Origin of the sequence: Streptomyces luomodiensis, assembly GCF_031679605.1 — a bacterium.
GTDB lineage: Bacteria > Actinomycetota > Actinomycetes > Streptomycetales > Streptomycetaceae > Streptomyces > Streptomyces luomodiensis.
This window is the reverse complement of the sequence record NZ_CP117522.1, coordinates 6358138-6383179: the sequence shown is the minus strand read 5'-3', so window position 1 is coordinate 6383179 and position 25042 is coordinate 6358138. Positions and strand designations below refer to the sequence as shown.

23 protein-coding genes and 1 pseudogene are annotated in these 25042 nt (G+C 73.5%); 11 read left to right on the top strand and 13 right to left on the bottom strand.

Annotation, left to right across the window (positions count from 1 at the left end; all coding sequences use genetic code 11):
- Positions 1-20: 20 nt before the first annotated feature.
- The 6 genes from PS467_RS26940 to PS467_RS26915 form a co-directional block, all read right to left on the bottom strand.
- Positions 21-788 (bottom strand): spherulation-specific family 4 protein, encoded by a 768-nt coding sequence (locus PS467_RS26940; protein WP_311037410.1) that lies wholly within the window; start codon positions 786-788, stop codon positions 21-23.
- Complete coding sequence (locus tag PS467_RS26935) at positions 776-1840, bottom strand: SDR family oxidoreductase (RefSeq protein ID WP_311037409.1); 1065 nt, start codon at positions 1838-1840, stop codon at positions 776-778. Before PS467_RS26935 ends, PS467_RS26940 begins: the two co-directional genes overlap by 13 nt.
- Positions 1841-1958: 118 nt before the next feature.
- Complete coding sequence (locus tag PS467_RS26930) at positions 1959-3284, bottom strand: hypothetical protein (RefSeq protein ID WP_311037408.1); 1326 nt, start codon at positions 3282-3284, stop codon at positions 1959-1961.
- Positions 3281-5188, bottom strand: coding sequence for a DUF3492 domain-containing protein (locus PS467_RS26925; RefSeq protein ID WP_311037407.1), 1908 nt, complete (start codon positions 5186-5188; stop codon positions 3281-3283). Before PS467_RS26925 ends, PS467_RS26930 begins: the two co-directional genes overlap by 4 nt.
- 204 nt (positions 5189-5392) lie before the next feature.
- Entirely contained in the window at positions 5393-6937 is a 1545-nt protein-coding gene (locus PS467_RS26920) for a DUF3152 domain-containing protein (RefSeq protein WP_311037406.1), read from the bottom strand.
- Positions 6921-7955, bottom strand: a complete 1035-nt coding sequence (locus PS467_RS26915) for an alpha/beta fold hydrolase (RefSeq protein ID WP_311037405.1) — start codon at positions 7953-7955, stop codon at positions 6921-6923. The genes PS467_RS26920 and PS467_RS26915 overlap by 17 nt, the downstream gene beginning before the upstream one ends.
- Before the next feature lie 145 nt (positions 7956-8100).
- Between PS467_RS26915 and PS467_RS26910 the strand changes: the two genes are divergently transcribed.
- The 4 genes and pseudogenes from PS467_RS26910 (at position 8101) to PS467_RS26895 (ending at position 10002) form a co-directional block, all read left to right on the top strand.
- Positions 8101-8331, top strand: a complete 231-nt coding sequence (locus PS467_RS26910) for an Rv3202a family protein (RefSeq protein ID WP_311037404.1) — start codon at positions 8101-8103, stop codon at positions 8329-8331.
- 137 nt (positions 8332-8468) lie between these two features.
- The gene (locus PS467_RS26905; protein ID WP_311037403.1) at positions 8469-9110 is read left to right on the top strand and encodes a TetR/AcrR family transcriptional regulator; all 642 of its coding nucleotides are present in this window, start codon (positions 8469-8471) and stop codon (positions 9108-9110) included.
- Between the two features lie 175 nt (positions 9111-9285).
- Positions 9286-9511: pseudogene (locus PS467_RS26900) on the top strand (DUF3107 domain-containing protein).
- 218 nt (positions 9512-9729) lie between these two features.
- Positions 9730-10002, top strand: coding sequence for a hypothetical protein (locus PS467_RS26895; RefSeq protein ID WP_268974261.1), 273 nt, complete (start codon positions 9730-9732; stop codon positions 10000-10002).
- A 130-nt stretch (positions 10003-10132) separates the two neighbouring features.
- On the opposite strand, the gene PS467_RS26890 is transcribed toward PS467_RS26895, so the two are convergent.
- Positions 10133-10966, bottom strand: coding sequence for a ferritin-like fold-containing protein (locus tag PS467_RS26890; protein ID WP_432280635.1), 834 nt, complete (start codon positions 10964-10966; stop codon positions 10133-10135).
- 470 nt (positions 10967-11436) lie between these two features.
- Here PS467_RS26890 and PS467_RS26885 point away from each other — a divergent pair, with 470 nt between their 5' ends.
- Positions 11437-13926: a DEAD/DEAH box helicase gene (locus PS467_RS26885; RefSeq protein WP_311037401.1), complete on the top strand. Its 2490-nt coding sequence runs from the start codon at positions 11437-11439 to the stop codon at positions 13924-13926.
- Positions 13927-14056: 130 nt separating this feature from the next.
- Positions 14057-14923, top strand: a complete 867-nt coding sequence (locus PS467_RS26880; protein ID WP_311037400.1) for an alpha/beta fold hydrolase — start codon at positions 14057-14059, stop codon at positions 14921-14923.
- Positions 14924-14976: 53 nt separating this feature from the next.
- Here the strand turns inward: PS467_RS26880 and PS467_RS26875 are convergent, their stop codons facing one another.
- On the bottom strand, positions 14977-15906 hold the full coding sequence (locus PS467_RS26875) for an NYN domain-containing protein (RefSeq protein ID WP_311037399.1): 930 nt from the start codon (positions 15904-15906) through the stop codon (positions 14977-14979).
- 213 nt (positions 15907-16119) lie between these two features.
- Between PS467_RS26875 and PS467_RS26870 the strand changes: the two genes are divergently transcribed.
- Positions 16120-16272 (top strand): DUF8834 family protein, encoded by a 153-nt coding sequence (locus PS467_RS26870; protein ID WP_311037398.1) that lies wholly within the window; start codon positions 16120-16122, stop codon positions 16270-16272.
- 145 nt (positions 16273-16417) lie between these two features.
- Here the strand turns inward: PS467_RS26870 and PS467_RS26865 are convergent, their stop codons facing one another.
- The 3 genes from PS467_RS26865 to PS467_RS26855 form a co-directional block, all read right to left on the bottom strand.
- Complete coding sequence (locus tag PS467_RS26865; protein WP_311037397.1) at positions 16418-17272, bottom strand: PHP domain-containing protein; 855 nt, start codon at positions 17270-17272, stop codon at positions 16418-16420.
- A gap of 167 nt (positions 17273-17439) precedes the next feature.
- The gene (locus PS467_RS26860; protein ID WP_268974254.1) at positions 17440-18081 is read right to left on the bottom strand and encodes a DUF6758 family protein; all 642 of its coding nucleotides are present in this window, start codon (positions 18079-18081) and stop codon (positions 17440-17442) included.
- Between the two features lie 190 nt (positions 18082-18271).
- The gene (locus PS467_RS26855) at positions 18272-18877 is read right to left on the bottom strand and encodes a suppressor of fused domain protein (protein WP_311037396.1); all 606 of its coding nucleotides are present in this window, start codon (positions 18875-18877) and stop codon (positions 18272-18274) included.
- A 449-nt stretch (positions 18878-19326) separates the two neighbouring features.
- Between PS467_RS26855 and corA the strand changes: the two genes are divergently transcribed.
- Positions 19327-20427: a magnesium/cobalt transporter CorA gene (corA, locus tag PS467_RS26850; RefSeq protein ID WP_311037395.1), complete on the top strand. Its 1101-nt coding sequence runs from the start codon at positions 19327-19329 to the stop codon at positions 20425-20427.
- On the opposite strand, the gene PS467_RS26845 is transcribed toward corA, so the two are convergent.
- On the bottom strand, positions 20424-21404 hold the full coding sequence (locus PS467_RS26845; protein ID WP_311037394.1) for a DMT family transporter: 981 nt from the start codon (positions 21402-21404) through the stop codon (positions 20424-20426). The two genes, corA and PS467_RS26845, sit on opposite strands and share 4 nt — an antisense overlap.
- 85 nt (positions 21405-21489) lie before the next feature.
- Here PS467_RS26845 and PS467_RS26840 point away from each other — a divergent pair, with 85 nt between their 5' ends.
- Positions 21490-22020 carry a hypothetical protein gene (locus PS467_RS26840; RefSeq protein WP_311037393.1) on the top strand — a complete coding sequence of 177 codons (531 nt, stop codon included), beginning with the start codon at positions 21490-21492 and terminating at the stop codon, positions 22018-22020.
- Positions 22021-22247: 227 nt separating this feature from the next.
- Here PS467_RS26840 and PS467_RS26835 read toward each other — a convergent pair whose 3' ends face one another.
- Positions 22248-22979 (bottom strand): hypothetical protein, encoded by a 732-nt coding sequence (locus PS467_RS26835; RefSeq protein WP_311039967.1) that lies wholly within the window; start codon positions 22977-22979, stop codon positions 22248-22250.
- A 220-nt stretch (positions 22980-23199) separates the two neighbouring features.
- On the opposite strand from PS467_RS26835, the gene PS467_RS26830 reads away from it, so the two are divergent.
- Positions 23200-24483 carry a magnesium transporter MgtE N-terminal domain-containing protein gene (locus PS467_RS26830; RefSeq protein ID WP_311037392.1) on the top strand — a complete coding sequence of 428 codons (1284 nt, stop codon included), beginning with the start codon at positions 23200-23202 and terminating at the stop codon, positions 24481-24483.
- A complete protein-coding gene (locus PS467_RS26825) occupies positions 24473-25003 on the top strand; it encodes a DUF1003 domain-containing protein (RefSeq protein WP_311037391.1) in 531 nt (176 codons plus the stop codon). The genes PS467_RS26830 and PS467_RS26825 overlap by 11 nt, the downstream gene beginning before the upstream one ends.
- Positions 25004-25042: the final 39 nt, after the last annotated feature.

Below are 25042 nucleotides of genomic sequence, written 5' to 3'. Positions count from 1 at the left end.
TAACACTGCCACGCTCCATCTCATTCCATGACACGTGGTCCGAGTCGCGAGACGATTTCGTCCCAGTAGCCGGGCAGGGCCTCCCAGGGGGACTCGGCACGGGTCCGTCCCTCCGGACGGGCCATCCGGTCGGTGAAGTAGACCGTGCCCGCGCCCTGCCAGCGGGCGATCCGCAACGCCTCCTCCAGGTGCCGGCGGGGGACGCCGTGCACCTGGTGACAGAACCGTTCGGGCGGGTATCCGGCCGTCCACTCGGCCGCCTGGGACCAACGGTAGTCGGCCCACGGGCCCCGGAAGGTCACCAGCTGATCGGCGAGCTCCATATAGCCCTCATGCGGATGGACGCCCTGGCCGAGCACCAGATACGCCCCGCCCAGCAGCGCGCGCAGCGTGGTCGCCGTACGGCGGACGTCCGGCAGACCGGGGCGGTCCACCGGGCAGCGGTCCAGACAGAAGCCGTCGACCCGGTACCAGTCCAGGAAGTGGTTCGCGTCACTGATCAGCTCGCCGAACGGGCGGGTGCCGCACCTCAGGTCGAGGTGGCCCAGCACCCGCACGCCCGCGGCGCGCAGCCGGGCCGCCGCCGTGAGGCAGTGCGGGTCCCGGCGCGCGCCGGGACCGCGCGCGACATCGAGGACCGCCCAGTGCAGGGGCGCTCCGGGGCGGGCGAGCTCGGCCCATTCGGTGGGCGCGACCAGGGGGTGGGCGTAGCCGGGCACGCCGAAGCCCAGCCGGGCGGCGGTGGCCGGGACGTCGCGCCGGGGACCTGTGGGGATCAGATGCGACATGCCGCCTCCATCCAGATGTCGGCGAGCGACTCCTCCAGCGGAATCCTGGAGCGCCAGCCGAGCCGGTCGCGGGCGGTGCGCACATCGGCCTGCTGCCAGCTGCCGCAGCCGTCCGGATAGGGGTAGGTGGTCGCGCCGCCGACGCCTCCGGAGCCGCCGTGCTCAACCGCCGCCGAGGCATGGGCGGACGCGGGGCCGTGGGCGGTGGCGTGGGCGTGCGCCATGCCATGGGCGTGGGCGGGCGCCGGGACATGCCCGGCGGCGGCTGGGACGTGCTGCCCTCCCCCGCGCCCCGGCGGGCTGTCGATCTCGTGCAGGGCGCCGCCGAAGCCCGCGACCCGGGCGAGCACGGAGGCCGCCTCGCGGAGTCTCACCGCGCGCCCGCTGCCGATGTTGACCACGCCCTGCGCGGCCGACAGCGAGGCCGCGTGGACCGCCCGCGCCACGTCCCGTACGTCCACGAAGTCGCGCTGCACACCGAGGCCGCTCAGCTTGAGCTCGCTCTCCCCGGACTGCATCGCGCGCCGCATCGCCTCCGCGAGCCGGCCCAGCGGCGAACCGGCCGGGGTGCCGGGCCCCACGGGTGAGAAGACCCGCAGCACCACCGCGTCCAGCCCGGAGCCCAGCACCAGCTCGGTCGCGGCGAGCTTGCTCACGCCGTACGGACCGCCGGGGCGCGGCACGGCGTCCTCGGCGGTCGAGGAGCCGGGCTGCGAGGGCCCGTACTCCGAGGAGCAGCCGATCTGGACCAGACGGGCGCCACAGCCGCTGCGGCGCAGCGACTCGCAGACGGTCGCGACGGCGACGGTGTTGTGCCGGGTGAGCTCGCGCGCCCCGCCGCGGGTCGCCCCGGCGCAGTTGATCACGACACCGGGGTGGACCGCGTTGAGGAAGCGGGTGAGCGCGCCGGGGCTGCCGTTGGAGAGGTCGAACCGCACATCGGCGTCATCGCCGCGGCCGAGCGCGGTGAGCTGGACGGCGGGGTCGGCGAGCAGGTGTTCGGCCACATAGCGGCCGAGAAATCCGCCGGATCCGAGCAACAGGACTCTCATCGGTCGCGCCTCCCCGTACCGGCGCGCTGATCGGTCATGTCGCAGCTCATGTGGTTGCTCCTCGACTCATTACGGACTCATCAGGGAAGGACGGGGGGTGGCGGGTTCGGTGGGCGCCTTACGGGGCGCGATTCGGGGCGGTACGGGCAGTGCGCGCGGTACCGGTGGTCCGGGCGGCCCGGTCGCCGGGGCCGCCGTGGGCGGAGGCGCGGCAGAGCGCGCCGAAGGCGTACACCAGCAGGGCGAGCGCGGCGGCGCCGCAGGCGGCCGCGGGGACGGCGGCCGCGCCCTGGGCGGCGGTCAGCCGTGCCACGGGCGCACCGAGCGGTGCGGCACCCGGCAGCCGGGCGGCCGCGGCCGTCGCCAGGGCCGCGGCCTGCACCGCGCAGGCCAGGGCGAGGCCGAAGAGCGCGGCCCCGCGGAAGCCGTGGACGGCGAGCAGCCGCGCGAGGAACAGCAGTCCGCAGAGCGCCATGGCGGCCGCCTCGGCCGCCGTGGGAGGCGTGACGGCCGGAGGTGATCCGGGCACCGTGAGCCGGGCCGCGAGCACCAGGGCCGGCACACCGCAGAGGAAGGCCGTCACCACGCCCGCGAACAGCGGGCGCATCCCCGCCGCGAACTCCTCCAGCCCACGGCTGGCCGTCAGCCTTCGGCGCGCCCTTACGGCGAACCAGCGAGCGCACCCCGCGGCGGGCGCCACCGCCAGGCCGAGGACGACTGCGGCCTCGGCCGCGGGCGCCGCTCCGTCAGGACGGCGTCCGTCGAGCACCCCGGCGAGCAGCCGGTCCCCGACGGCGGCGTAACCCAGGAGCCAGCCGACGCACAGGGCGTGCCCGATACGGCCCCCGAGCCCGCTCCCCCGGACGCGGAGGGGGCCACGGCTCAGACACAGCCACAGGGCGACGATCACCAGCGCCGCGCCGAACGCGCCCAGGGCGAGGCCCGCGACGGCGTCCTTACGGGCGGCACCGGCGCGGAGGGCGCCGAAGGCGGTCGCCGCGCACAGCGCCCCCGGCAGCAGCCACAGCGCCCCGAGCGCCATCCGCGCCCCCAGCGCGCGGCCGGGCGCGGGGGCGGCCGGAGGCGCGGGCTCCTCGGTGCGCGGCACCCGGGCGTACAGCTCCTCGGCGAGCGAGAAGACATCGCGATGCCGGAAGCGGGCGGCGGTGCGGTCCGTCACACCGAGGGCCTCCAGCCCGGCGGCGATCTCCAGCGGATCGACGGCGCGGGCGCACAGGTCATGGTGCCGGTGCATCAGCGCCCGCACCGGATCGGCCGGCCCCCGCCGCCCCTTTCCCCGCCCCGTCCCGGCGCCGGTGCGCGGAGACGTCTCGTCCGGCCGCCGGGAGACCGGCACCCGGGACCCGGCCAGGGCGGCCAGGGCCCGATCGCGATCGGAGGAGGCCGGACCGAGCGGGCCGTCCCACCGGGGAGGTCTGGTCATGCGCCCTCCTCGGACGGCCGCGGACCCACGCCCAGCGGCTCGGGCGGCGGTGGGTCGGCCCAGACGGGGGAGTGCTCCAGGGCGGAGGCGTGCTCCGAGGCGGGGGCGTGCTCCGAGGCGGGGGCGTGCTCCGAGGCGGGGGTGTGCTCCGAGGCGGGGCGGGGTGCCGCCGGGCCGGGCCGCCAGTGGCCGAGGCGGCCGCCGTCGCGGCCCGCGGTCCAGCGCCCCGGGACATGGGCCTCGGCGGGACGGGCGAAGGGCAGCGGCCCACCGCCCTCGCCGACCTCGTCGCGCCGCACCGGGCAGTGCGACATCAGCTCCAGATAGATGCCGCGGAAGGCCGCGACGTTCTGCTCGACGGTGAACAGCTCCAGCGCACGGGCGCGCGCGGCGGCGCCCAGGCGCGCACAGCGCTCGGGGTCGCCCAGCAGCGCCAGGCACGCGTCCGCGAGCGCCCGGGGGTTGCGCGGGGGCACCACGAGACCGGTGCCGCCGATGACCTCGCACACCGCGCCCACATCCGTGGACACCGTGGCCCGTGCGCAGAGCATCGCCTCGACCAGCCCGACCGGAAAGCCCTCCACCACGCTGGAGAGCACCACCACGCCGCCCGCCGCATAGGCGTCGGCCAGTGTCGGCACCTCGGGCTCGCCGAGCCGTTCGAAGGAGACCGGGTTGTCCCCGGCGGAGTGGGCGTCCGCCGCCTCGTCGGGGAAGAGATGGTCGGCGAGCGCCCGGCAGTGAGCCGGATAGCCGTCCGCCTCCGGGCCCTCGCCGCGCCGGGTCTCGATGATCCTCAGCCGTGCGTCCGGCTGCCATCGGCGCACCTCGGCGAAGGCGTGCAGCAGGGCGATGACGTCCTTGGCGGGCTCGATCCGGCCCACCCAGACCAGCGCCCGGTCGTCCCCGCCGGCCTGGGCCGCGCCCTGCTCGCCGACCTCCGCGAAGCGGGTGGCGTCCATGCCCGGATAGACGGTGCGCAGCCGCTCCCGGTCGGCGCCGCACCGCTCCTGCCAGCGGCGCGCATGGGTGTTGCCGGGGGTGATCAGGTCCGCCCGTGCGTACGCCTCGGCGGCCAGCCGGCCGTGGAACGCGGCCAGCAGGGTCCGTGCCGGCCCGGAGGGCGGCCGGCCGGCCGCCGCGTCGGCCGCCCCCGCCAGATAGCGCTCGCGCAGCCGTACGCCGTACTCGGTGAGCAGCAGCGGTGTGCCGAAGCGGCGCTTGGCCAGCAGCCCGGGGAGCACGGCCGCGCCGCCGGTCGCCACATGGCACAGATCGGCCCCGGACAGCCCCGGGTCGCCGGCGGAGCCGCCGTACCAGTCGAGCGACAGCGGGCGCAGCGCACGCTCCAGCGCCTCGGTCACGATCAGCAGATCGGCGACCCGCGCCTGATGGGCGCCGTGCGGCGCCCCGGTGGTGTGGCACGCCCGCTCCAGCGTCCTTACGGCGTCCTCGGAGCGGAGGGCGGCGGGCAGTCCGCCGTACTCCGCGGCCAGTTCGGCGAGGCCGTAGAGACCGTGGGCGAAACGGTCCGCCAGGGCCGTGCGGCGGCCGGACGCGCCGGAGCCATGGGACACACCGGAGCCATGGGGCGCGCCGGAACCGTAAGGCACGCTGATCGCCGCCGCCAGCTCCCCGAAGTGCTCGGCGAACCGCCGCCGCTGCCGACGGCCGCCCCGGCCGCCGCGGCGGCGCTCCGGTTCGCCCCACAGCGGCGCGGTGCGCACCCGGCTGACGTGCCGCGGCAGATCGCCCCAGTCCCCGGCCCGCTGACCGGGACCGCGGCTGAGCGCGTACACCTCGAACTCGTGCTGGGCGAGCCCGCGCACCAGCCGGTCGCACCACACCCGGGCATCACCGGTCGCATACGGATAACCACCCTCCGTAAGCAGTCCCACGCGCATGAGCGCACCCCCGATCTCCCAAACGGGCCGTTCGTCCCGCCGCCCTCACCGGCGGCGGCCGCCGTCAGGCAGCGGGAGCACGTTATGCGCGTATGGCCATGGCGCGACGGACGGTTGTCCGTCGCACCACCGGAAGGGGTGAACGCACGTGACCTATCGGGATCTCAGGCGTTGCGGCGCGCTATAGGGGCCGGCCGGCGGCCGTCAGCCCTTGGAGCCCTTGGGGAACGGCCAGGCGTTGGGGCGGCAGGTGACGCCGTCGGTCGTCAGGAACTTGGTCTGCTGCATCATCACCGGCGCGAGCGCGCCCTGCTCGGAGCAGATCTCGTGGTTGTGGCCGAGACGGTGGCCGACCTCGTGGTTGATGAGCATCTGGCGGTACGAGTACATCTTGTCGTCGCCGAAGGTCTTCGCGCCCCGCGCCCACCGATAGGCGTTGATCATGACGCGCTCGGTCGCCGCCGAGTCGCACGAGACGTTGTCCTCGGTGGTGTCGAGGCCCGACTTGGCGCACCACGCCGCCGTGGTCCCGGGGCTCGCCAGGGTGATGATGAAGTCCGCGTGCCCGGACGAGACCCGCTCGAAGGTGCGAACGCCGCCGTGCGCCCAACTGCGGTCGTCGTTCAGCGTCTTCTGCACGGCCTCGGCGAACAGCTCGCCGTCGAGCGGCAGCCCCTTCTCCACATCGACGCGGTAGCGCAGCACCTGGCCCCGGCCGGGCGCCTTGTCGTGCCCGCCGATGGTCTGGAAGGCACCGGAGCCGCGCAGGTCGGCGTCGAGCGGATAGACGGCCGCCATCTTCTCCTCGTAGGTGGCGGGAGCGGCCGGGCGCGCGGAACTCGCCGCCCCGCGGCCGTCGTCGGCATTGGAGTCGTGGGCGCCACGGGCGGCGGTGTCGTCACCGTGCTCCGTGCCGCCCTGGGCCTGCGCCTTACCGCCGCTGTGCGGTCCGCTCGCGACCTGCCCGGCCACCACGACGGCCAGCACGGTGGTCACGGCCGCGGCGGCGACACCGGTGAACGTGCGCCCCTTACCGCCCTTGGCGGCACCGCGCGCGCCCTTGCCCGCGGCCCCCTTACCGTCGTCACCCGACCCGCCCCCGCCGTCGCCCGAGCCACCGCCGGCCCCGTCGGAGGGGCCGGTCTCACGCTGCGTACGCCGCTGCGGGGGCACTCCGCCCGGCCCCCCGGCGGCGAAGACGTCCTCGCCGTCGCCGTCCCGGGCGTCGGGGGCGTCGAACGCCTCGATGTACTCCTTGCGCGGACCGGGCATCAGACCGGCCACCCCGCCCGTGCCGCCCGTCGTCGGGCGCTGCGGCGGCTTCATGGTGCGCATGCCGTGGGGAGGCCGCTGACCGCTGGGGCCGCTGGCCCCGCCGGGACCGCCAGGACCGCTTCCCGGGCCTCCGGGGCCGCGGCCCCGGAAGTCGCCCCAGGCGCCGCCCGCTTCGCGCTGCTCCGGATGTCCGCCACGCACCGCCGGCCCGCCCGCTCCGTACGGCAGCCTCGGCACGCCCTGCGGCGGGGTCACACCGGGGTCTGCGGCCGCCGTGGGCCTCGGGACCGTGCGGCGACGGCGCCCGGTCCCCGGTCCGTCGTCCACCACGGGTGCCGCGCCGAGCACGCCGGGCGCGGCGTGCTCGACGAACTCCGGGCCCGAACCGTGTCCCTGGCCGGAGCCCGCCGCGGCGGACCGGCGCTCCCGGTCCTCCTGGCTGCCACGTGCGCTGTGCTTACCCACGCGCCGCACCGCTCCCGTCCGTTTCGGACACCGGTACGGCCCCCCGTGCCTCCCGGCTGTCCCGGTCATCTCGTCCGTCAACCTCATCGAGCAGCTCGCGCATCCCGCGCGCCACCGCCTCGGGATACTCCATCATCGCGACATGCCCGGCGTCCAACAGCGTCAGCAGACGCGAGTCGCGGAAGGCGGCGTTCGCCCGTTGCGCCATCCTGATGGACACCAGCTGGTCGCGGCCGCCGTAGACGAGCAGCGTCGGGGCGAGCACCCGCTCGGCCTGCCGCCACAGGGAGTGCTGGCCGCCCAGGGTGTACGAGTCGACGACACCGCGCGCCGAGCGGCTGAGCGCGTCCCAGAAGTACGGAAGGGCGAGCCGGCGCTCGAACTCCTCCACCGCGTAGGCGAAGTCCTCCTGGCCGACCAGCGCGGGGTCGCCATAGGTGAGCATCATCACTTCGCGGGTGCGCCGCTCCGCGTCCCAGTCCTTGGTCAAGCGTGTGAACAGACGGGTCACCCCGGGCACCGCGAGCATCGCGGTGGGCACCGCGGTGCGCTGCGGGCGCAGCTCGGGCAGCGCGGGCGAGACCAGGGTGAGGGTGCGCACCAGATCGGGCCGCACCGCCGCGACGCGCGTGGTGATCGCGCCGCCCATCGAGTTGCCGACCAGATGGACGGGCCCGCGGTCGTAGGCGTCGAGGTAGCGGATCACGGCGCGGGCATGGCCGGTTATGGAGTAGTCGCCGTCGTCCGGCGGCGGGGAGTCGCCGAAGCCGGGGAGGTCGAGTGCCTCGCCCTCGACCCGGTCGGCGAGCCGCTCCATGAGCGCGGACCAGTTCTGCGAGGAGCCGCCGAGGCCGTGGACGAAGAGGGCGGGCGGCAGCCCGGAGGCCGACGGCGGACGGCACCTTACGGTCATCGTGAGCCCCGACAGGGAGGCGGTCCGCAGCTTCTCACCCGCTCCGACCCGCACGGGCCTCGCGGGCGGGACCGCCGCGACGAGGCGGGCTTCCGGCGGCTCGGTCGAAGACATGCGGCAATGTTACGAGACGATCACGCGCACGATCGTGTGTTCACGCTCACAGACTGCGTAGCGTCCGAAAGTGACCTCTCCTAGGCTCGTAAGACACAGGGGCGATCACCCGCCCCTGGGAAGCCGCCACAGGGAAGGGGAGTACATGTCCATCGACCCGAGCGATCCCGACACCTTCGAGGACTCCGTCGAGAACACCGACGAGACCACCGTGTACGACGTCGAGGCTCCCGAGGCGGACGCCTTCGAACAGCGTCGCGAGGTGCTCCCCCACCGCGACCAACCGCCCAGGGCGGACGACCTCCTGGAAGCCAACGAGGCCGACCGGGCAGAACAGGGTCGGGTCGTCGAGGAGAGCGAGGAGGACTACCGGTGACCAGCACCGTTTGTGGGCTTTTCATAGAGTCCGGTCCGTGAAATTCTCCGCACGAACAGCGCGCCGCCCTGTTACCCGAAAGTACGATGGCGGGCGCGGTGGACACCGTGCACAGGCATCATTCATTGGGAGGCGGCGTGACAGCCATCGAGCAGACCGAGGCGCGCCCGCGAGGTACGCGCCTGCCGCGCCGAGCCCGACGTAATCAGCTCCTGGGAGCCGCCCAGGAGGTCTTCGTCGCCCAGGGCTACCACGCGGCCGCGATGGACGACATCGCCGAGCGCGCCGGAGTCAGCAAGCCGGTGCTGTACCAGCACTTCCCGGGCAAGCTCGAGCTGTATCTGGCCCTGCTCGACCAGCACTGCGAGGCCCTGCTCCAGGCCGTGCGCACCGCGCTCGCCTCGACCACCGAGAACAAGCAGCGCGTCGCGGCGACCGTGGAGGCGTACTTCGCCTACGTCGAGGAGGAAGGCGGCGCCTTCCGGTTGGTCTTCGAGTCCGATCTGACCAACGAGCCCGCGGTGCGCGAGCGCGTGGACCGCGTCTCGCTCCAGTGCGCCGAGGCGATCAGCGAGGTCATCGCCGAGGACACCGGGCTGTCCAAGGACGAGTCGATGCTGCTCGCCGTGGGCCTCGGCGGGGTCTCCCAGGTGGTCGCGCGCTACTGGCTCTCCAGCGAGAGCGCCGTCCCCCGGGACACCGCCGTACAGCTGCTCACCTCGCTGGCCTGGCGCGGTATCGCGGGGTTCCCGCTGCACGGGGCCGAAGGCGGTCACTGAGCACCCGGGCACCCCGGGCGCCATTCCCGGCCGCGAGGGCGCGAGTTCGCGGCGGCGAGCGTGTTCGCTGCGGGCGTGCCCCCGCGGCCCCCGGCGGGTGTCCCGGCCCGGCTAATGTGTGCTGGGTACAGCGCGGGTGGCCGCGCACTCAACTGACCGTCGGAGGGACAAGGCCGTGGAGGTCAAGATCGGCGTAGCACGCGCCCCGCGAGATCACCTTGGAGAGCGGGCAGTCTGCCGAGGAGGTCGAGCGCCTGGTGGCCGACGCGCTCGGTGGCAAGACTCAGGTGCTGACCCTGGAGGACGACCACGGCCGCAAGGTCCTGGTCCCGTCCGACCGGCTCGCCTACGTCGAACTCGGCGAGCCGACCGCGCGCAAGGTCGGTTTCGGCGCGGCCTGAGGGTTTCACTCACCCGACGGCGCCGGGGCTCGGTCAACGACCGAGCCCCGCTTTTTTTCGCGCCGTTCCAGGAGCTCCACGGTGCCCGCCCCGAATGCTCCGGACGCTCCAGACCGCCCCCGCGGACAGGGTTGCCCGTGCTCGGGCACGGGTAGGACGTCGCACGACCGACACGTGATCACGTATCGGTCCGGTCCGCTCACGGGAAGGACGCGCCAATGCTGTTCTGGGAAGCGCTCGGCTCGGCACTGATCGGTCTCGTCATCGCCTATGGGGCGCTCCACCGGCTCCCCCGGCGGCTACCCGCGCGGCGTCTCGTCCTGTCCACCGGCCCCGCCGCCGCGCTGCTGGGCGCCCTGCTGACCCACACGGTGCTGGGCTCGGGACACACCGCGGCGGTGCTGGTCGTCGCGCTCGGCTTCGCGGCGGCCCTGCTGTCGCTGCTCATCCGCCCCGCCGGCGCCCGCCGGCGGCGTTCCGTCCCGGCGTGACCAGCCGTGACCAACCGTGACCAGCCCTGATCGACCGTACTCGACCGTAATCAACCCTGACCGACCGTGATCGACCGGGCTCCGGAGCGCCACCGGCCGCCGGAGCCCCTCGTTCCGCGGTCGTCCTGGCCTAGGCGGCAAGCCCCAGGGCGGCCATCCGCTTGGTGTGGGCCTCGGTGATCCGCGAGAACATCCGGCCCACCTCCGCCAGGTCGAAGCCGTCGGCCACCCCGCCCACCAGCATCGTCGAGAGCGCGTCGCGGTCCGCGACCACCCGCTGGGCCTGCGACAGCGCCTCACCCATCAGCCGCCGCGCCCACAGCGCCAGCCGCCCGCCGACCCGCGGATCGGCCTCGATGGCGGCCCGCACCTTCTCGACCGCGAACGAGGCGTGGCCGGTGTCGTCCAGCACCTGAAGCACCAGACCGCGGGTGTCGGCGTCCAGCCGGGCCGCCACCTCGCGGTAGAAGTCACTGGCGATCGAGTCGCCCACGTACGCCTTGACCAGGCCCTCCAGCCAGTCGGACGGCGCGGTCTGGCGGTGGAAGCCGTCCAGAGCCGCCGCGAACGGCTCCATCGCCGCCGTCGGCTCCTCGCCGATCGCCGAGAGCCGGCCCGATAGCCGCTCGAAGTGGTGGAACTCGGCGGACGCCATCTTCGCCAGCTCGGCCTTGTCCTCGATCGTGGGCGCCAGCTTGGCGTCCTCCGCCAGCCGCTCGAAGGCGGCCAGCTCGCCGTAGGCGAGGGCGCCGAGCAGATCCACCACGGCGGCCCGGTACTGCGGATCGGCGGCTGCCGTGTCCCAGTCCTGGGCGGCGACCCCGGTGGGCTCCGGGGCCTTCTCCCCGCTGCCCGCCCCGGATGCGGCGTGGTCCCCGGCGCGGCCCGCGGTGCGGTCCCCGGTGCGGTCTCCGGCGGTCGCGGCGGGCGTCTCAGGCGTGTCAGGCGTCTCCATGGAGCGCACAATAGTCCGCTCCGGGCCCCGAGGAAGGCCCGTGCCCCGAGGAAGGGCCTGGTCAGCCACGCCCGACGACGCCCCGCACCGGATGGCCCGGTCACAGATGCGCACTTCCGGGGTACAGTGGTAAATGCGCCCGTCGAGTATCGGCGGGTTGTTCCACGAATGCGGATGCCCGGTCGGTGGCCCGATCGGCTCCAAACCCGACCGCCCTCCGCGCGGCGCGCATCCCTCATGCGCACGGCAGGAGGGACCCGCTCGCGGCGTGAGCGCTCGAGCGAAGGCCGTGGTCCCGCGCCGAACCGGCCGCCCCAAGGCCGGTGCACCGGGCGCCGTGCGACCCCCTTCGCCGCCTCTCGCCGCGTCTCACAGAAGAGGCAAGCATCCTGACCACTTTCCGAGAACTCGGGATCCTCCCCGAGACGGCCGAGGCCCTGGAAGCCGTCGGCATCACATCCCCGTTCCCCATCCAGGAAATGACGCTTCCGGTCGCCCTCTCCGGCACCGACGTCATCGGCCAGGCCAAGACCGGCACCGGTAAGACGCTGGGCTTCGGCCTCCCGCTGCTGGAGCGCGTCGTCGTCCCCGCGGACGTCGAGGCCGGCCGGGCCAAGCCCGAGCAGCTGGCCGACGCGCCGCAGGCGCTCGTGGTCGTCCCCACCCGCGAGCTGTGCCAGCAGGTGACCAACGACCTGCTGACCGCCGGGAAGGTCCGCGCCGTCCGCGTCGTGTCGATCTACGGCGGCCGCGCCTACGAACCGCAGGTCGAGGCCCTGAAGAAGGGCGTCGACGTGGTCGTCGGCACCCCGGGCCGGCTGCTGGACCTGGCCGGTCAGAAGAAGCTGCGGCTCTCCGCCGTCAAGGCGCTCGTCCTGGACGAGGCCGATGAAATGCTCGACCTGGGCTTCCTGCCCGACGTCGAGAAGATCATCAACATGCTTCCGGCCAAGCGCCAGACCATGCTGTTCTCGGCCACCATGCCGGGCGCCGTCATCGGCCTGGCCCGGCGCTACATGTCGCAGCCCACGCACATCCGGGCCACCGCGCCGGACGACGAGGGCGCGACCGTGGCCAACATCACGCAGCATGTCTTCCGCGCCCACTCCCTGGACAAGCCGGAGGTCGTGGCGCGCGTGCTCCAGGCCGAGGGCCGCGGTCTCGCGATGATCTTCTGCCGTACGAAGCGGACCGCCGCCGACATCGCCGATCAGCTCGCGCGCCGTGGCTTCGCCTCCGGCGCGGTCCACGGCGACCTCGGCCAGGGGGCACGCGAGCAGGCGCTGCGCGCCTTCCGCAACGGCAAGGTCGACGTGCTGGTGTGCACCGACGTCGCCGCGCGCGGCATCGACGTCGAGGGCGTCACGCATGTGATCAATTACCAGTCCCCCGAGGACGAGAAGACCTATCTGCACCGCATCGGCCGCACGGGCCGCGCGGGCGCCTCGGGTATCGCCATCACGCTCGTCGACTGGGACGACATCCCGCGCTGGCAGCTGATCAACAAGGCGCTGGACCTGCCGTTCCACGAGCCGGAGGAGACGTACTCCACCTCCGACCACCTCTACGAGCTGCTGAGCATCCCGGAGGGCACCACCGGTGTGCTCCCGCGCGCCGAGCGCACCCGGGCCGGACTCGCCGCCGAGGAGATCGAGGACCTGGGCGAGACCGGGGGCCGGGCCGGCCGCGGCCGCCGGGCCGCCGCTCCGGCCACGGAGCAGCGCCCCGCGCGCAGCCGCCGGGTACGGCGCCGCACCCGCGGCGGTGTGGCCGTGGACGGCACGGGCGCCCCGGAGGGGGCGCCGACGGCCGAGTCCGCCACCGACACCGCCGAGGGCGCCACCGAGCCCCGTCGGCTCCGCCGGCGCCGCCGTACGCGCGGCGGTGTGACGACGTCCCGCTCCGAGGCGGCCACGACCGCCGTCGACACGACCGCCGTCGATACGGCGGCGGCAGCCCAAGCGGAGGCGACCCGCACGGCGGCGCCCCAGGCGGAGGCGGAGTCCGACGAGGTCGACGCCAAGCCGCGCCGCCGCCGCACCCGGGGTGCCGCCAGGGCCGCAGAGGCGGCGACAGCGGCCGTCGAGACCGCCGAAGGCACCACGACGGAGGAATCCGCGTCCGCCGCCGTCGACGTCGAGGCAGCGGAGACGGCAGCCCCGACGGTGGCGACCCCGGAGGCCGTGGAGGTCCCGGCGAAGCCGCGCCGCCGCACCCGCGTCAAGGCCACTGAGGCGGCCCAGACGGCCGTGGAAGCGGCCGAGGGCACGGCGGAGGCTGCGAGCCCCGTCGAGGCCGTCGAGACGCAGCCGGAGGCCGCAGAGGCCCCCGCCAAGCCGCGCCGCCGCACCCGCGCCAAGGCCGCTGAGGCAGCCGAGGCGGCCGAGGCGGCCGAGGCAGCCGACGCCACCGAGGTCACCACGCCACGGCGCCGCACGCGCACCAAGGCCGCCGAGGCAGCCGTCGAAACCGCCGAAGGCACCACCGAGACGGCCAAGCCCAAGCGCCGCACCCGCGCCACCACCAAGGCCACCACCACCGACGCACAACCCGAGACGGAAGCCACCGAAACCCCCGCCAAGCCCCGGCGCACCCGCACCAAGGCAACCGCGGCAGAACCGGCGGCCAAGACGGCGGAGACGGCCGACGCCACCGAGGCCACCACGCCACGGCGCCGCACGCGCACCAAGGCCGCCGAGGCAGCCGTCGAAACCGCCGAAGGCACCACCGAGACGGCCAAGCCCAAGCGCCGCACCCGCGCCACCACCAAGGCCACCACCACCGACGCACAACCCGAGACGGAAGCCACCGAAACCCCCGCCAAGCCCCGGCGCACCCGCACCAAGGCAACCACGGCGGAACCGGCGGCCAAGGTGGCCGAGGCGGCCGACACCACCGAGGCCACCACGCCCCGACGCCGTACGCGCACCAAGGCGGCCGAGGCCGTCGAGGTCACGGCCGAGGGCTGAGCCAAGAGCGCCGCGCGGCACATGCGGCCGGCGGCGGCACATCACGGCCAGGGGCCCGTTCCGCGACACCGCGGTGCGGGCCCCTGGCCGTTCACGTGCCGTTTCCCGCGCCCTGTATAGCCTCGTGCCCATGAGCAGGCCGCCGTTTCTCACACTGCCCGCATGCGCCCGCGCGTACCGGCTCCGGACCTCGCGCGGGGAGTTCGCCGTCCATGACGCGCGGCCCGCTTCGGCCGCGCGCGGGACCGTCCTCCTGGTCCCGGGGTTCACGGGGAGCAAGGAGGACTTCATCGCGCTGCTGGAGCCGCTCGCCACGGCCGGGTTCCGGGTCGTCGCCGTCGACGGGCGGGGGCAGCACGAGACTCCCGGCCCCCGTAAGGAGGCCGCGTACGCCCTGGACGAGCTGGCACAGGACGTTCTCGCGCAGGCCACCGCCGTGAGCGCGGCCGTCGAGGACCCCGTCCATCTGCTCGGGCATTCACTCGGCGGTCTGATCGCGCGGGCCGCCGTACTGCGCGACCCCGGGGCGTTCGCCTCACTGACGATCATGAGTTCCGGCCCGGCGGCCATCTCCGCCCCGCAGCGCGCCCGGATCAAGCTGCTGATCGACGCGCTGACCGTGATGGACATGGAGTCCGTATGGCAGGCGATGCGCGAGCTGGATCCGCCCGAGGCGGCCGACGCGGCGACCCCGCCGGGGGTGGCGGAGTTCCTGCGTCAGCGCTGGCTCGGCACCGTACCGGAGCAGCTGATCGTCACGGGACGGCAGCTGACCGATGAGCCGGACCGGGTCGATGAGCTGGCGGCGGTGCGGCTGCGCATCCATGTGCTGTCGGGCGAGGCGGACTACGCCTGGCCGGTGCCGCTGATGGACGAGATGGCCGGACGGCTGGCCGCCCGCCGGACCGTGATCGAGGGTGCCGGGCACTCCCCCAACACCGAGCGGGCCCACCCCACCGCCGAGGCCCTGATCGGCTTCTGGCGCGACCTGGGCTGAGCCGGAAGCGGCGGGATCGGCTCGGCCAGGGCTGGCTCGACTCAGTACTCGGCTCAGTACTGCGCCTGTAGGTGCTCCCAGAAGCCGTCCCGCAGGGCGCGTCGCAGATCGGCGTGGGCGCGCAGGGAGAGCCGTAGCAGCCCCTCCGCGTCGATCAGCAGCTCCTGGTCCACGGAACCGGGCAGATACGGGTGGCCCGGCAGCAGCTCCGCGAGCGTGTCACGGCCGCGTGAGGACAGCCACTGGGCGGCGATCTGCGCCCCGACGAAGCGCACCTCGTCCCGGGTCGGGGCGGGCCCGCACAGCGGCGCGTCGCCGTTCGGCTCGTAGCCGGCGGCCCGCCGGGTGACGTACGGCTTGCAGAAGTCGAGGTCGAAGGTGCGCTGGCTGTCGACCTCCCACAGCAGCGGCTCGGCCTGGTTGCGCCCCTCCAGGGCCTCGATGCCCCATAGGTGGACGCGCGCCCCGTAGCCCTGGGCCGCCTCGACGGCGGAGACCAGGTCCTCGTCGCCGCCGATCAGCACGGCGTCGCCGATGGCGCGGTGGCGGGCCAGGGATTCCAGATCGGAGCGGATGAGGGAGTCGACGCCCTTCTGCTGGTTGTTGGCGTTGAGGTTGCCCAGCCGGACCTTGACGTCGGGCAGCTCCGCGATGCTCTGCTGCTCCGGGGTGTGGATCCGGCGCCGGGCGCCGTCGAACCAGTAGACGCGCAGCAGCCTGCTGTCCGGGAAGATCGTGCGCGCCTTGTCGATGAACGCCTCGATGAGCCCCTCGGCGTCCAGCTCGAAGGCGCGGCGGTCCTCCGTACCCGCGACGAGCCGGCCGGCCGCCGCGTAGACGTACCCCGCGTCGACGAAGATCGCGTGAGTCGAGGGCGTGGTCGCGACCTCGGCGAGCACGCGCTGGAGCAGCTCGTTCGTGCGCTCGATGCCCGCGGCGATCGAGGCGAGGTCTGGTTGGCCCGGAGGCATGGCGTCACTCATACGCGGTTCATTCTCCGGGCGGCCGTGTGAGAGGCACAACCGCACCCTGCTCCGCCACCAGCGGATACTTAGGCAGTGAAAAATTTTTATTAGCGTAGGGAATGTTTTCGGGGCACCCTCTGGTTGAACACGTACAGGAGGGCGCGGCAGCGACGCTGCGCGGCTCCGTACACATCAGTTCTCCTTCAGGAGGATCAGACGAAGGGAGAAGCTTTGCGCTTCGAGATCATGCGCCTTGACGATGTCGATGGCAGCGCCATTGACAGCACCGTCGTAGACGCCGCCTCCGTCAACCGGATCGTGCAGCAGGCCGCCGCGATCGGCCAGCGCATCTACATCCGTCCAGCCGACACCGCTGCCCGGTAGTGCCGTAAGGCCCTCCAGCCGCGACAGAGATCGAGCGCCCTCGTACGTGACGGTACGGGGGCGCTCGTGCGATGTCAGAGGGTGTGGACCATTCGGGTGGCCGGTGGCCCCGTTGACGACCCCCGCCGCAGGCGCGGGGGCGCGCTCAGCCGGCCGCGCCCGGCACCGGGGCGGCCCCAGTCGCCCGGCGCACGATCTCGCCGTAGACCTCGGGGTCGGTCGTGTGCTCGCCGAGCCGACAGGTCTTACGGCTGCCGTGGTAGTCGCTGGAGCCGGTGGTGAGCAGGCCGAGCTCGGCGGCGAGACCGCGCAGCCGGGCCCGGGTGTCCTCGCTGTGGTCCATGTGGTCGACCTCGATACCGTCCAGGCCCGCCGCCGCCAGCTCGCCGATCGCGCTCTCCGGTACGCACTGGCCCCGCTTGACGGCCAGCGGATGCGCGAAGACCGCGACCCCGCCCGCGCCCTTGATCAGCCGGATCGCCTCGAAGGGGTCCAGCTCGTGCTTCTCCACGTGTGCCCGGCCGCCGTCGGCCAGCCAGTCCTGGGTGAAGGCGTCCGAGACGCTCGCCACGACGCCCAGCTCGACCAGCGCGGTGGCTATGTGCGGCCGTCCTACGGATCCGTCCCCGGCGATCTCCGCCACCCGCTCCCAGGTGATCGGCACGCCCAGCTCGCGCAGCTTCCCGACCATCGCCCGCGCCCGGGGCACCCGGTCGTCGCGCACCAGCTCGCGCTCGCTCGCCAGCTCGGGCTCGGCCGGGTCGAAGAGGTACGCCAGCATGTGCAGGCTCACACCGTTGAGGCGGCAGGACAGCTCGGCGCCGGTGACCAGCGTCAGCCCGGCGGGCAGCGCCCGGGTGGCCTCCGCATAGCCGCCGACGGTGTCGTGGTCGGTGAGCGCGACGACGTCCAGCCCCGCGGCGGCGGCGTTCCGCACCAGCTCGGCCGGGGTGTCCGTACCGTCCGACGCAGTGGAGTGGGTGTGCAGATCGATGCGCACGGCTCGGACTCCAAGCTGCGTTCGGGGTGGACCGGTGGGACGCCTCAGCATAACCACCGGCCGGACACGGCGGTCCAGTGCCCCCGGCCGTCACCGCGTGAGCACCTCCGGGGCGAGCACGCAGGACGAACGCCGGAGCGGCCACCGGGTCAACGGGGGTCGGGGTGTCAGGGCGACAGCAGCCGTGGGGAGAGCGCGCCGCAGGGCACCAGGTCGACCTCGGCCCCGGCGTCCCGCAGATCGGTGAGCACCATCTCGTCGTACATCAGCAGCCCGGTCTGCTCGGGCCAGACGACCGCCCACAGCCACAGCCCGCACGCCTCGCCCGCGAAGACCGCGCGGTCGTCCGGGGTGCCCTCGACATGCCACAGCGGGGTGGGCCGCCCGGCGGCCAGCACCTTGACGTGCGGCGGCTTGTCCACCCGCATTCCCGGCCCCGGATCGGGCCCCGGGATACCCGCGAAGCGCGCGCCGAGCCCGACGCCCAGCTCCTCGGCGATCAGCAGCAGCTCCCCCGGGCCGCCCAGCGGTCCGGGGCCGGAGCAGGCCACGGCGGTGGCGCGGCCGCCGCTGCGGTCGTCCCCGGCGCACGCCACACCGGTGAACAGCCAGCCCACGGGCAGCGGCCAGGGCATCCATACGGGCACCCGGGCGCGGTTGGTGACCACCACGAGTGCTTCGACGCTCGGCGGAACGACCGGCTGGAGGGGGTGCACCGTGCCGTGCACTCCGCACTGCCAGGAGTCGGTGAAGAGACCGGGCGCTCGCACCCGGCCACCGCACTTCGGGCAACTGGGTTCGCCCCTCATAGGGCCCCACGGTCCTCCCCGGTCGTCCTCGCGTCAAGGACGATCACCCGTCCGGAGGTCACTTCCCGCAGGAGTTTCCGCCCGCCGCCCCTCGCCCTCCGCCCCTCGCGCGCGGGCTTTCCGTACGAGACGGCGCGCGGCTTTCCGTACGAGACGGCGCGTGGGTTCCGTACGAGACGGCAGCGGCGCCTCAGTCCCCCAACGGCACCCCGGTGCGCGCCGGATCGCGCAGATCCGTGCCGTGCCGCAGCCAGCGGTCCTGGAGGGCGCCGGCGCCGTGCACCCGCTTCCACGCCGCCTCGTTCGCGGTCATCGGCAGCAGCGGCAGGAAGCGCACCGGCTCCATCGGTTCGAGCAGCTCCAAGTCCTCGACCAGACCGCCCGGTTCGGCGACGAGGACGGAGGTGAAGGCCGCCCCGGGCCACAGCGGCCCGCCGAGGTCCAGCGACGCGCCGGGGGTCACCACGACCCCCTCGACCTGGGGTGAGGCGGCCAGCACGGCGAGCGGGCGGAGCACCTCGTCGAGGACGGAGAGGTCGGGGCCGCGGCCGCCGGCCCGTACGGTCAGCACCAGCTCGGCGCGCGGCCCGCGCAGGGGGTCGGCGACGGTGGCGGTCGGGCTGGTCATCGGATGGTCCGACATGCCGAGGGTGGCATAGCGGATCACGGCGTTCTCGTCCCGGAATCGCAGCACGTCAATGCGGTCGGCGCCGAGGAACGTGATGCCCGCGCGGGCGTCCGGCTCGCCCAGCGCGGTGATCAACCGGGTCTCGACCAGCTGAAGAACGTCTGACATGCGGTGAGCATAGATCGCGTATCGAACAGGCAAAGCGGCGACGTAACGGTTCTGCCGACTGATAGCCTTAATCCCTGCCCAGGGAGTTACACGTCGTCCCTCATGGGGGACCGGCCGGAGGAGGTGGGGCTGCGGTGGATCCTAGTCGACCGTGCAGTACCGACAGTTCTCCCGTCGTTTCCCCGTGGTATGCGACCGCATGATCTGAAACCTTCCGTACCCCGCCGCCCGGCGGTGAAACACGCGAAGCCATCTCGCATCCAGGGCATCTGACGGTAGAGCGCCTTCGAACCGCTTTGTTCAGTTCCGCGAACTTCCGTCAGCGCCATCGCACGGAGCGCCGCCCGCTTTGCGGACGTACGGGCACGGGGATGCCGTACGTCCACCTTCCGGGCGCAGCGCTGCGCCGCGCGCCCGCCGCTGACGGCCGGCCCGTGAAGGAGCCCGTCATGTCGATGATCCGTGACCTGCGCGCAGCCGTCCGCCCCGCCCTGCGCCGTGCCCGCGCCGCCAGCGACTACGACGCGACGCGTGACCCGTCGGTCACCAGCGCCGTGGTCGACTGCGGGGTCTACCGCGACGGCAAGCGGGTCAGCGACCACGTGAGCCCGGCGAAGGCCATGGAGCGGGTCCGCGAGGAGGGCGGGTTCGCCTGGATCGGGCTGCACGAGCCCACCGAGCGCGAGTTCGCGGGCATCGCCCAGGAGTTCGGGCTGCACCCGCTGGCGGTCGAGGACGCGGTGCAGGCGCACCAGCGGCCCAAGCTGGAGCGGTACGACGACACCCTCTTCACCGTCTTCAAGACGATCCACTACGTCGAGCACGCCGAACTCACCTCGACCAGCGAGGTGGTGGAGACCGGTGAGGTGATGTGCTTCACCGGCCGGAACTTCATCGTGACCGTGCGGCACGGCGGCCAGGGCTCGCTGCGCGCCCTGCGCCACCGGCTCCAGCAGGATCCCGAGCTGCTGGCCAAGGGCCCCTCGGCGGTGCTGCACGCCATCGCCGACCAGGTCGTCGACGGCTATCTCGCGGTCGCCGACGCGGTCCAGGACGACATCGACGAGGTCGAGATCGACGTCTTCTCCGCGGCGACCTCCCGGCGGGGCGGCGACGCGGGCCGGATCTACCAGCTCAAGCGCGAGGTCCTGGAGTTCAAGCGGGCCGTCTCGCCGCTGCTGCGGCCGATGCAGCTGCTGAGCGAGCGTCCGATGCGGCTGGTGGACCCGGACATCCAGACGTACTTCCGGGATGTCGCGGACCACCTGGCGCGGGTCAGCGAGCAGGTGCTGGCCTTCGACGATCTGCTGAACTCGATCCTCCAGGCCAATCTGGCGCAGGCGACGGTCGCGCAGAACGAGGACATGCGGAAGATCACGTCCTGGGCGGCGATCTTCGCCGTGCCGACGATGATCGCCGGGATCTACGGCATGAACTTCGACTACATGCCGGAGCTGCGCTGGAAGTTCGGCTACCCGACCGTGCTCATCGTCACGGTGGGCATCTGCTTCGCGATCCACCGCGGCTTCAAGCGCAACGGCTGGCTCTAGGAGACTCCGGAACCGGCTCGGGTGCCGTCCGTACGGCTCTTCCCGTCCGCCATGATGACCAGCGCGAGTCCGCCGAGGATCACCGCGAGCGCCGGGTAGGCGGCCACGGACGGCAGCTGGCCCAGCCACAGGGCCGCGATCAGGGCCGCCCCGGGGGTCTCCAGGAGGATCGCGGTTGAGGTGACGGAGGGGCCCAGGCCCTTGACCACCCGGTTGATCAGGGTGTGCCCCAGCAGCTGTGCGGTGACCATCAGGGCGACCAGTCGCAGCCAGGTGCTGCCGCTGTAGCCGCCGAGCTCCGCGCCCGCCACCAGGCAGGTGACCAGCAGGAGCACGCTGGTGGTGGCGTAGCAGACGTAGGCGTACGCGGTGGTGCTCACCGAACGGCGCACCTCCGCCCCGAGCAGCACGTAACCGGCCGCCGCCATCCCGCCCAGCAGCGCGAGCGCGTCGCCCAGCAGGGCGCGCGGGGAGGCGGACAGGTCGACCCCGGTGAGAATCACCACACCGAGGATCGCGAGCCCCATGCCCAGCCAGGCGAGCGCGGGCGGGCGGTGACCGCGCAGCCGCAGCAGCAGCGCCGTCCAGACGGGGGTCGTGGTCACCAGCGCGGTCGAGGAGGCGACGGAGGTCATGTGCAGGCTCGGCAGCCAGGCCCCGAAGTGCACCGCGAGCAGTGCCCCCGCCCCGGCCGACAGCAGCACCGCCCGGCGGCCCATCCCGCGCAGCTCGCCCCGGTGGCGCCACAGCGCGAACGGGGTGAGCGCGCCCACGGCCATGGCGTTGCGCCAGAAGGCGATGGCGAGCGCGGGCGCCGCCGTCGCGGCGGCCAGCGGCGCGGAGAGCGAGACCCCCGCGATGGCGACCGTAAGGAGCGCGATGTCCAGAGGAACGGCGCCGGGGACACGACCGCCGTCACCGGGCGCGGTGGGGGTGGCGGGGTGGGCTGCGGTACGGGCGGTACGAGCGGTGGACACGGCGCCAGGGTAAGGCCCATGGCCGTATGACGGAACTGACATTTCACTGGCTGGAACGGGCGCGTGGCTGGCCTAGGCTGTCGGCATGACGCAGACGCCGATGGACCGTGCTCTTGTCGAGGAGGCGGCCAAGAAGTCCGCCCTCATCTGGGTCCAGGGCACCGAGGGTGCCCCGCGCGCCCTGTGGCACATCTGGCACGAGGGCGCGGCCTGTCTCGTCGGGGACGGCCCCGACGAGCAGCCCCTGCGCGACCTCGGTCTGGCCGACGGCGGAACCGCCACCGTGACGGTGCGCAGCAAGGACAAGGGCGGACGCCTGGTCAGCTGGCCCGCGCGGGTGGTCGAGCTGGCGCCGGGCGACGAGGCCTGGAGGGCCGTGGTCGACGAGCTCAAGGGCAAGCGGCTGAACGCGGTGGACGCCGACCACATCGCGGAGCGCTGGGCGCGCGAATGCCGGGTGCTGCGGCTGGAGCCCGCGCCCGGGGCGCTGGCCGAGCACCCCACGGACTCCCTGGCGGCGGCCCCGCTGCCGTCCCCGGCGATCACCCGCCGCCCGATCCCGGCGGCCCTCCCGAAGCTTCTCGCCCGCCGCAAGAAGCGCGCCCGCAAGGGTTAGAACCGCTCCCTTACGGACGCCGCCGGTCTCACGGACTCCGGTCCCACGGACTCCGGTCCCACGGACTCCGGTCCCACGGACTCCGGTCCCACGGACTCCGGTCCCACGGACTCCGGTCCCACGGACTCCGGTCCCACGGACTCCGGTCCCACGGACTCCGGTCCCACGGACTCCGGTCCCACGGGCGGTGGCGTCCTTACGGATGCCACGAACGCGGTCGCGCGCGGCTACGGCGTCCCCGGGAGCTGCTGCCCGTAGTCGAGGACATGGCCCTTCGCCGGGGCGGTGAGCTGGAAGTCCTTGTTCCAGTCCGCCAGCCGGATCACGCCCGCGCCGCCCGCCCGCCGCAGCTGGAGCGGGTAGGGCCGGCCCTCCAGGGAGACGTCGAGCGATCCGCCCGCCCCGTCCTCGCCGGCGCTGATGCGGATCGTCCGTACGCCGCCCACCTGGCCGTGGTCGCCCGTGGCGATCTCACCCTGGAGTCCGAGCAGCCCGTCCAGCAGCAGGCTCATATCGGTGAAGCCGCTGAGCCGCTGGTAGGAGGGGTCGTCGGAGGGGACCTTCACATACTTGTTGTCGAGCTTGTCGGCCGCGTCGTCCGTGCCCGCGCCGCTGTCCCCCGAGCCGCTGTCCCCCGCGTCCTCGCCGTCGTGCGACCAGAAGTCCGCGTCGGCCTTGAGGTAGAGCTCCTTGTCGACGCGGAGCAGCTCGAAGGTGGAGCCCTTGGTGGAGACCTGGCCCGTGCCGCCGTCGGACTTCAGCCGCATATTGAGCTTGTAGGTGACTCCCTTGGTGACGAGACTGCCGGAGAGCCGCACCGAATCCGCGTCTTCGGCCGCCTTACGGGCTTTGCTCTCGATCTTCGCGGCGGGAAGCTTTCCCACGCCGTTCGTTCCCGCGTCGGGGTCTTTCTCCCCGCCGCCACACGCGGCGAGCGTCGCGGCCAACCCCGCGCACATCGCCGCAACGACAGCCCTGTTCCGGGTGCGCACGTCCGCTCTGCCTCCTGATGCCGGTGCAGTAGGGCAGCGTACCGGTGCCGTCCAGCGGTGTCCGCAGGATGCCGCGGGGCCCCCGTCCAGCGGCAGGTCAGGTGCGGGCACGTTAGCCTGAACCCGAAGAAGAGCGGATCATTACCGCGTATCGCCGCGAAACCCCACATACGAGGGGAGGCAGGGCATGCCGGCAGGCGCCCCCCGGATCTTCGTCTCGCATCTCGCGGGCGTCGCCGTCTTCGACCCGAACGGCGACCAGGTGGGGCGGGTGCGCGATGTCGTGGCGATGCTGCGGCTGGCCGGCCGCCCGCCGCGGGTGCTCGGCCTGGCGGTCGAGGTGGTCGGCCGCCGCCGGATCTTCCTGCCCATGACGCGGGTGACCGGTGTGGAGTCCGGCCAGGTCATCATCACCGGCGTACTCAACATGCGCCGCTTCGAACAGCGCCCCACCGAGACCCTGGTCCTCGGCGAACTGCTCGACCGCACGGTGCGGCTGGTCGAGACCGGGGAGGCGGTCACGGTCCTCGATGTGTCGATGACCCAGCTGCCCGCGCGCCGCGAGTGGGAGATCGACAAGGTCTTCATACGCCGCGGCAAGACCGGTGCGCTGCGCCGCCGCGGCGAGACGCTGACCGTGGACTGGTCGGCGGTCACCGGCTTCTCGCTGGAGGAGCAGGGGCAGGGCGCGGAGAACCTGCTGGCCACCTTCGAGCAGCTGCGCCCCGCCGACCTGGCCAATGTGCTGCACCACCTGTCCGCGAAGCGCCGGGGCGAGGTGGCGGCGGCCCTGGACGACGACCGGCTCGCGGACGTCCTGGAGGAGCTGCCCGACGACGACCAGGTGGAGATCCTCGGCAAGCTCCAGGAGGAGCGCGCGGCCGACGTCCTGGAGGCCATGGACCCCGACGACGCGGCCGATCTGCTCTCCGAGCTGCCCGAACCCGACAAGGAGCGGCTGCTGGGCCTGATGCGCCCCCGCGACGCGGCGGACATGCGCCGGCTGATGTCGTACGAGGAGGGGTCGGCGGGCGGTCTGATGACGACCGAGCCGATCGTGCTGCGCCCGGACGCCACCGTCGCCGACGCCCTCGCCCGGGTGCGCGAACAGGACCTGACCCCCGCGCTCGCCGCCCAGGTGTATGTGTGCCGCCCGCCCGACGAGACGCCCACCGGACGCTATCTGGGCACCATCCACTTCCAACGGCTGCTGCGCGACCCGCCGTTCACCCTCGTCGGCTCGTCCGTCGACACCGATCTGCCGACGCTGCCGCCGGACACCTCGCTGCCCGTCGTGGCCGGCCATCTGGCCACCTACAACCTGCTCGCGGCGCCCGTGGTGGACGAGACCGGCTCCCTGCTCGGCGCGGTGACGGTCGACGATGTGCTGGACCATCTGCTGCCGTCCGACTGGCGGGAGCGCGAACTGCACAACGGCATGGCACTGCCGGAGACCGCCGATGGACGGTGACAGCAGCCGTCTGGACCGGCCCAGGGCGCCGCGCCGCAGCCCGCTGCCGCGCTGGGACCCCGAGGCGTTCGGCAAGGCGTCGGAGCGGATCGCGCGTTTCCTGGGCACCGGGCGGTTCATCGCCTGGATGACGGTCTTCGTCACCTTATGGCTGGCCTGGAACCTCCTGGCGCCGCCGCGGCTGCGGTTCGACCCCTTCCCGTTCATCTTCCTGACACTGATGCTCTCCCTCCAGGCGTCGTACTCCGCCCCGCTGATCCTGCTGGCCCAGTACCGGCAGGCCGACCGCGACCGCGTCAACCTCGAACGGGACCGTAAACAGAACGAGCGGTCCATCGCCGACACCGAGTTCCTCACCCGGGAGATCGCGGCGCTGCGGACCGGCCTGGGCGAGGTCGCCACCCGCGACTGGCTCCGCGACCAGCTGGAGGACCTGCGCCAGGAGCCGGACGGCGGACGGGCCGCCCCGCGGCCGGGCGGCCACGGTGAGACACGGCCGAGTGAGGAACGCGACCGCTGACGGCCATCCCGCGCCCCGCTCGCGGCGCCGTACCATCTC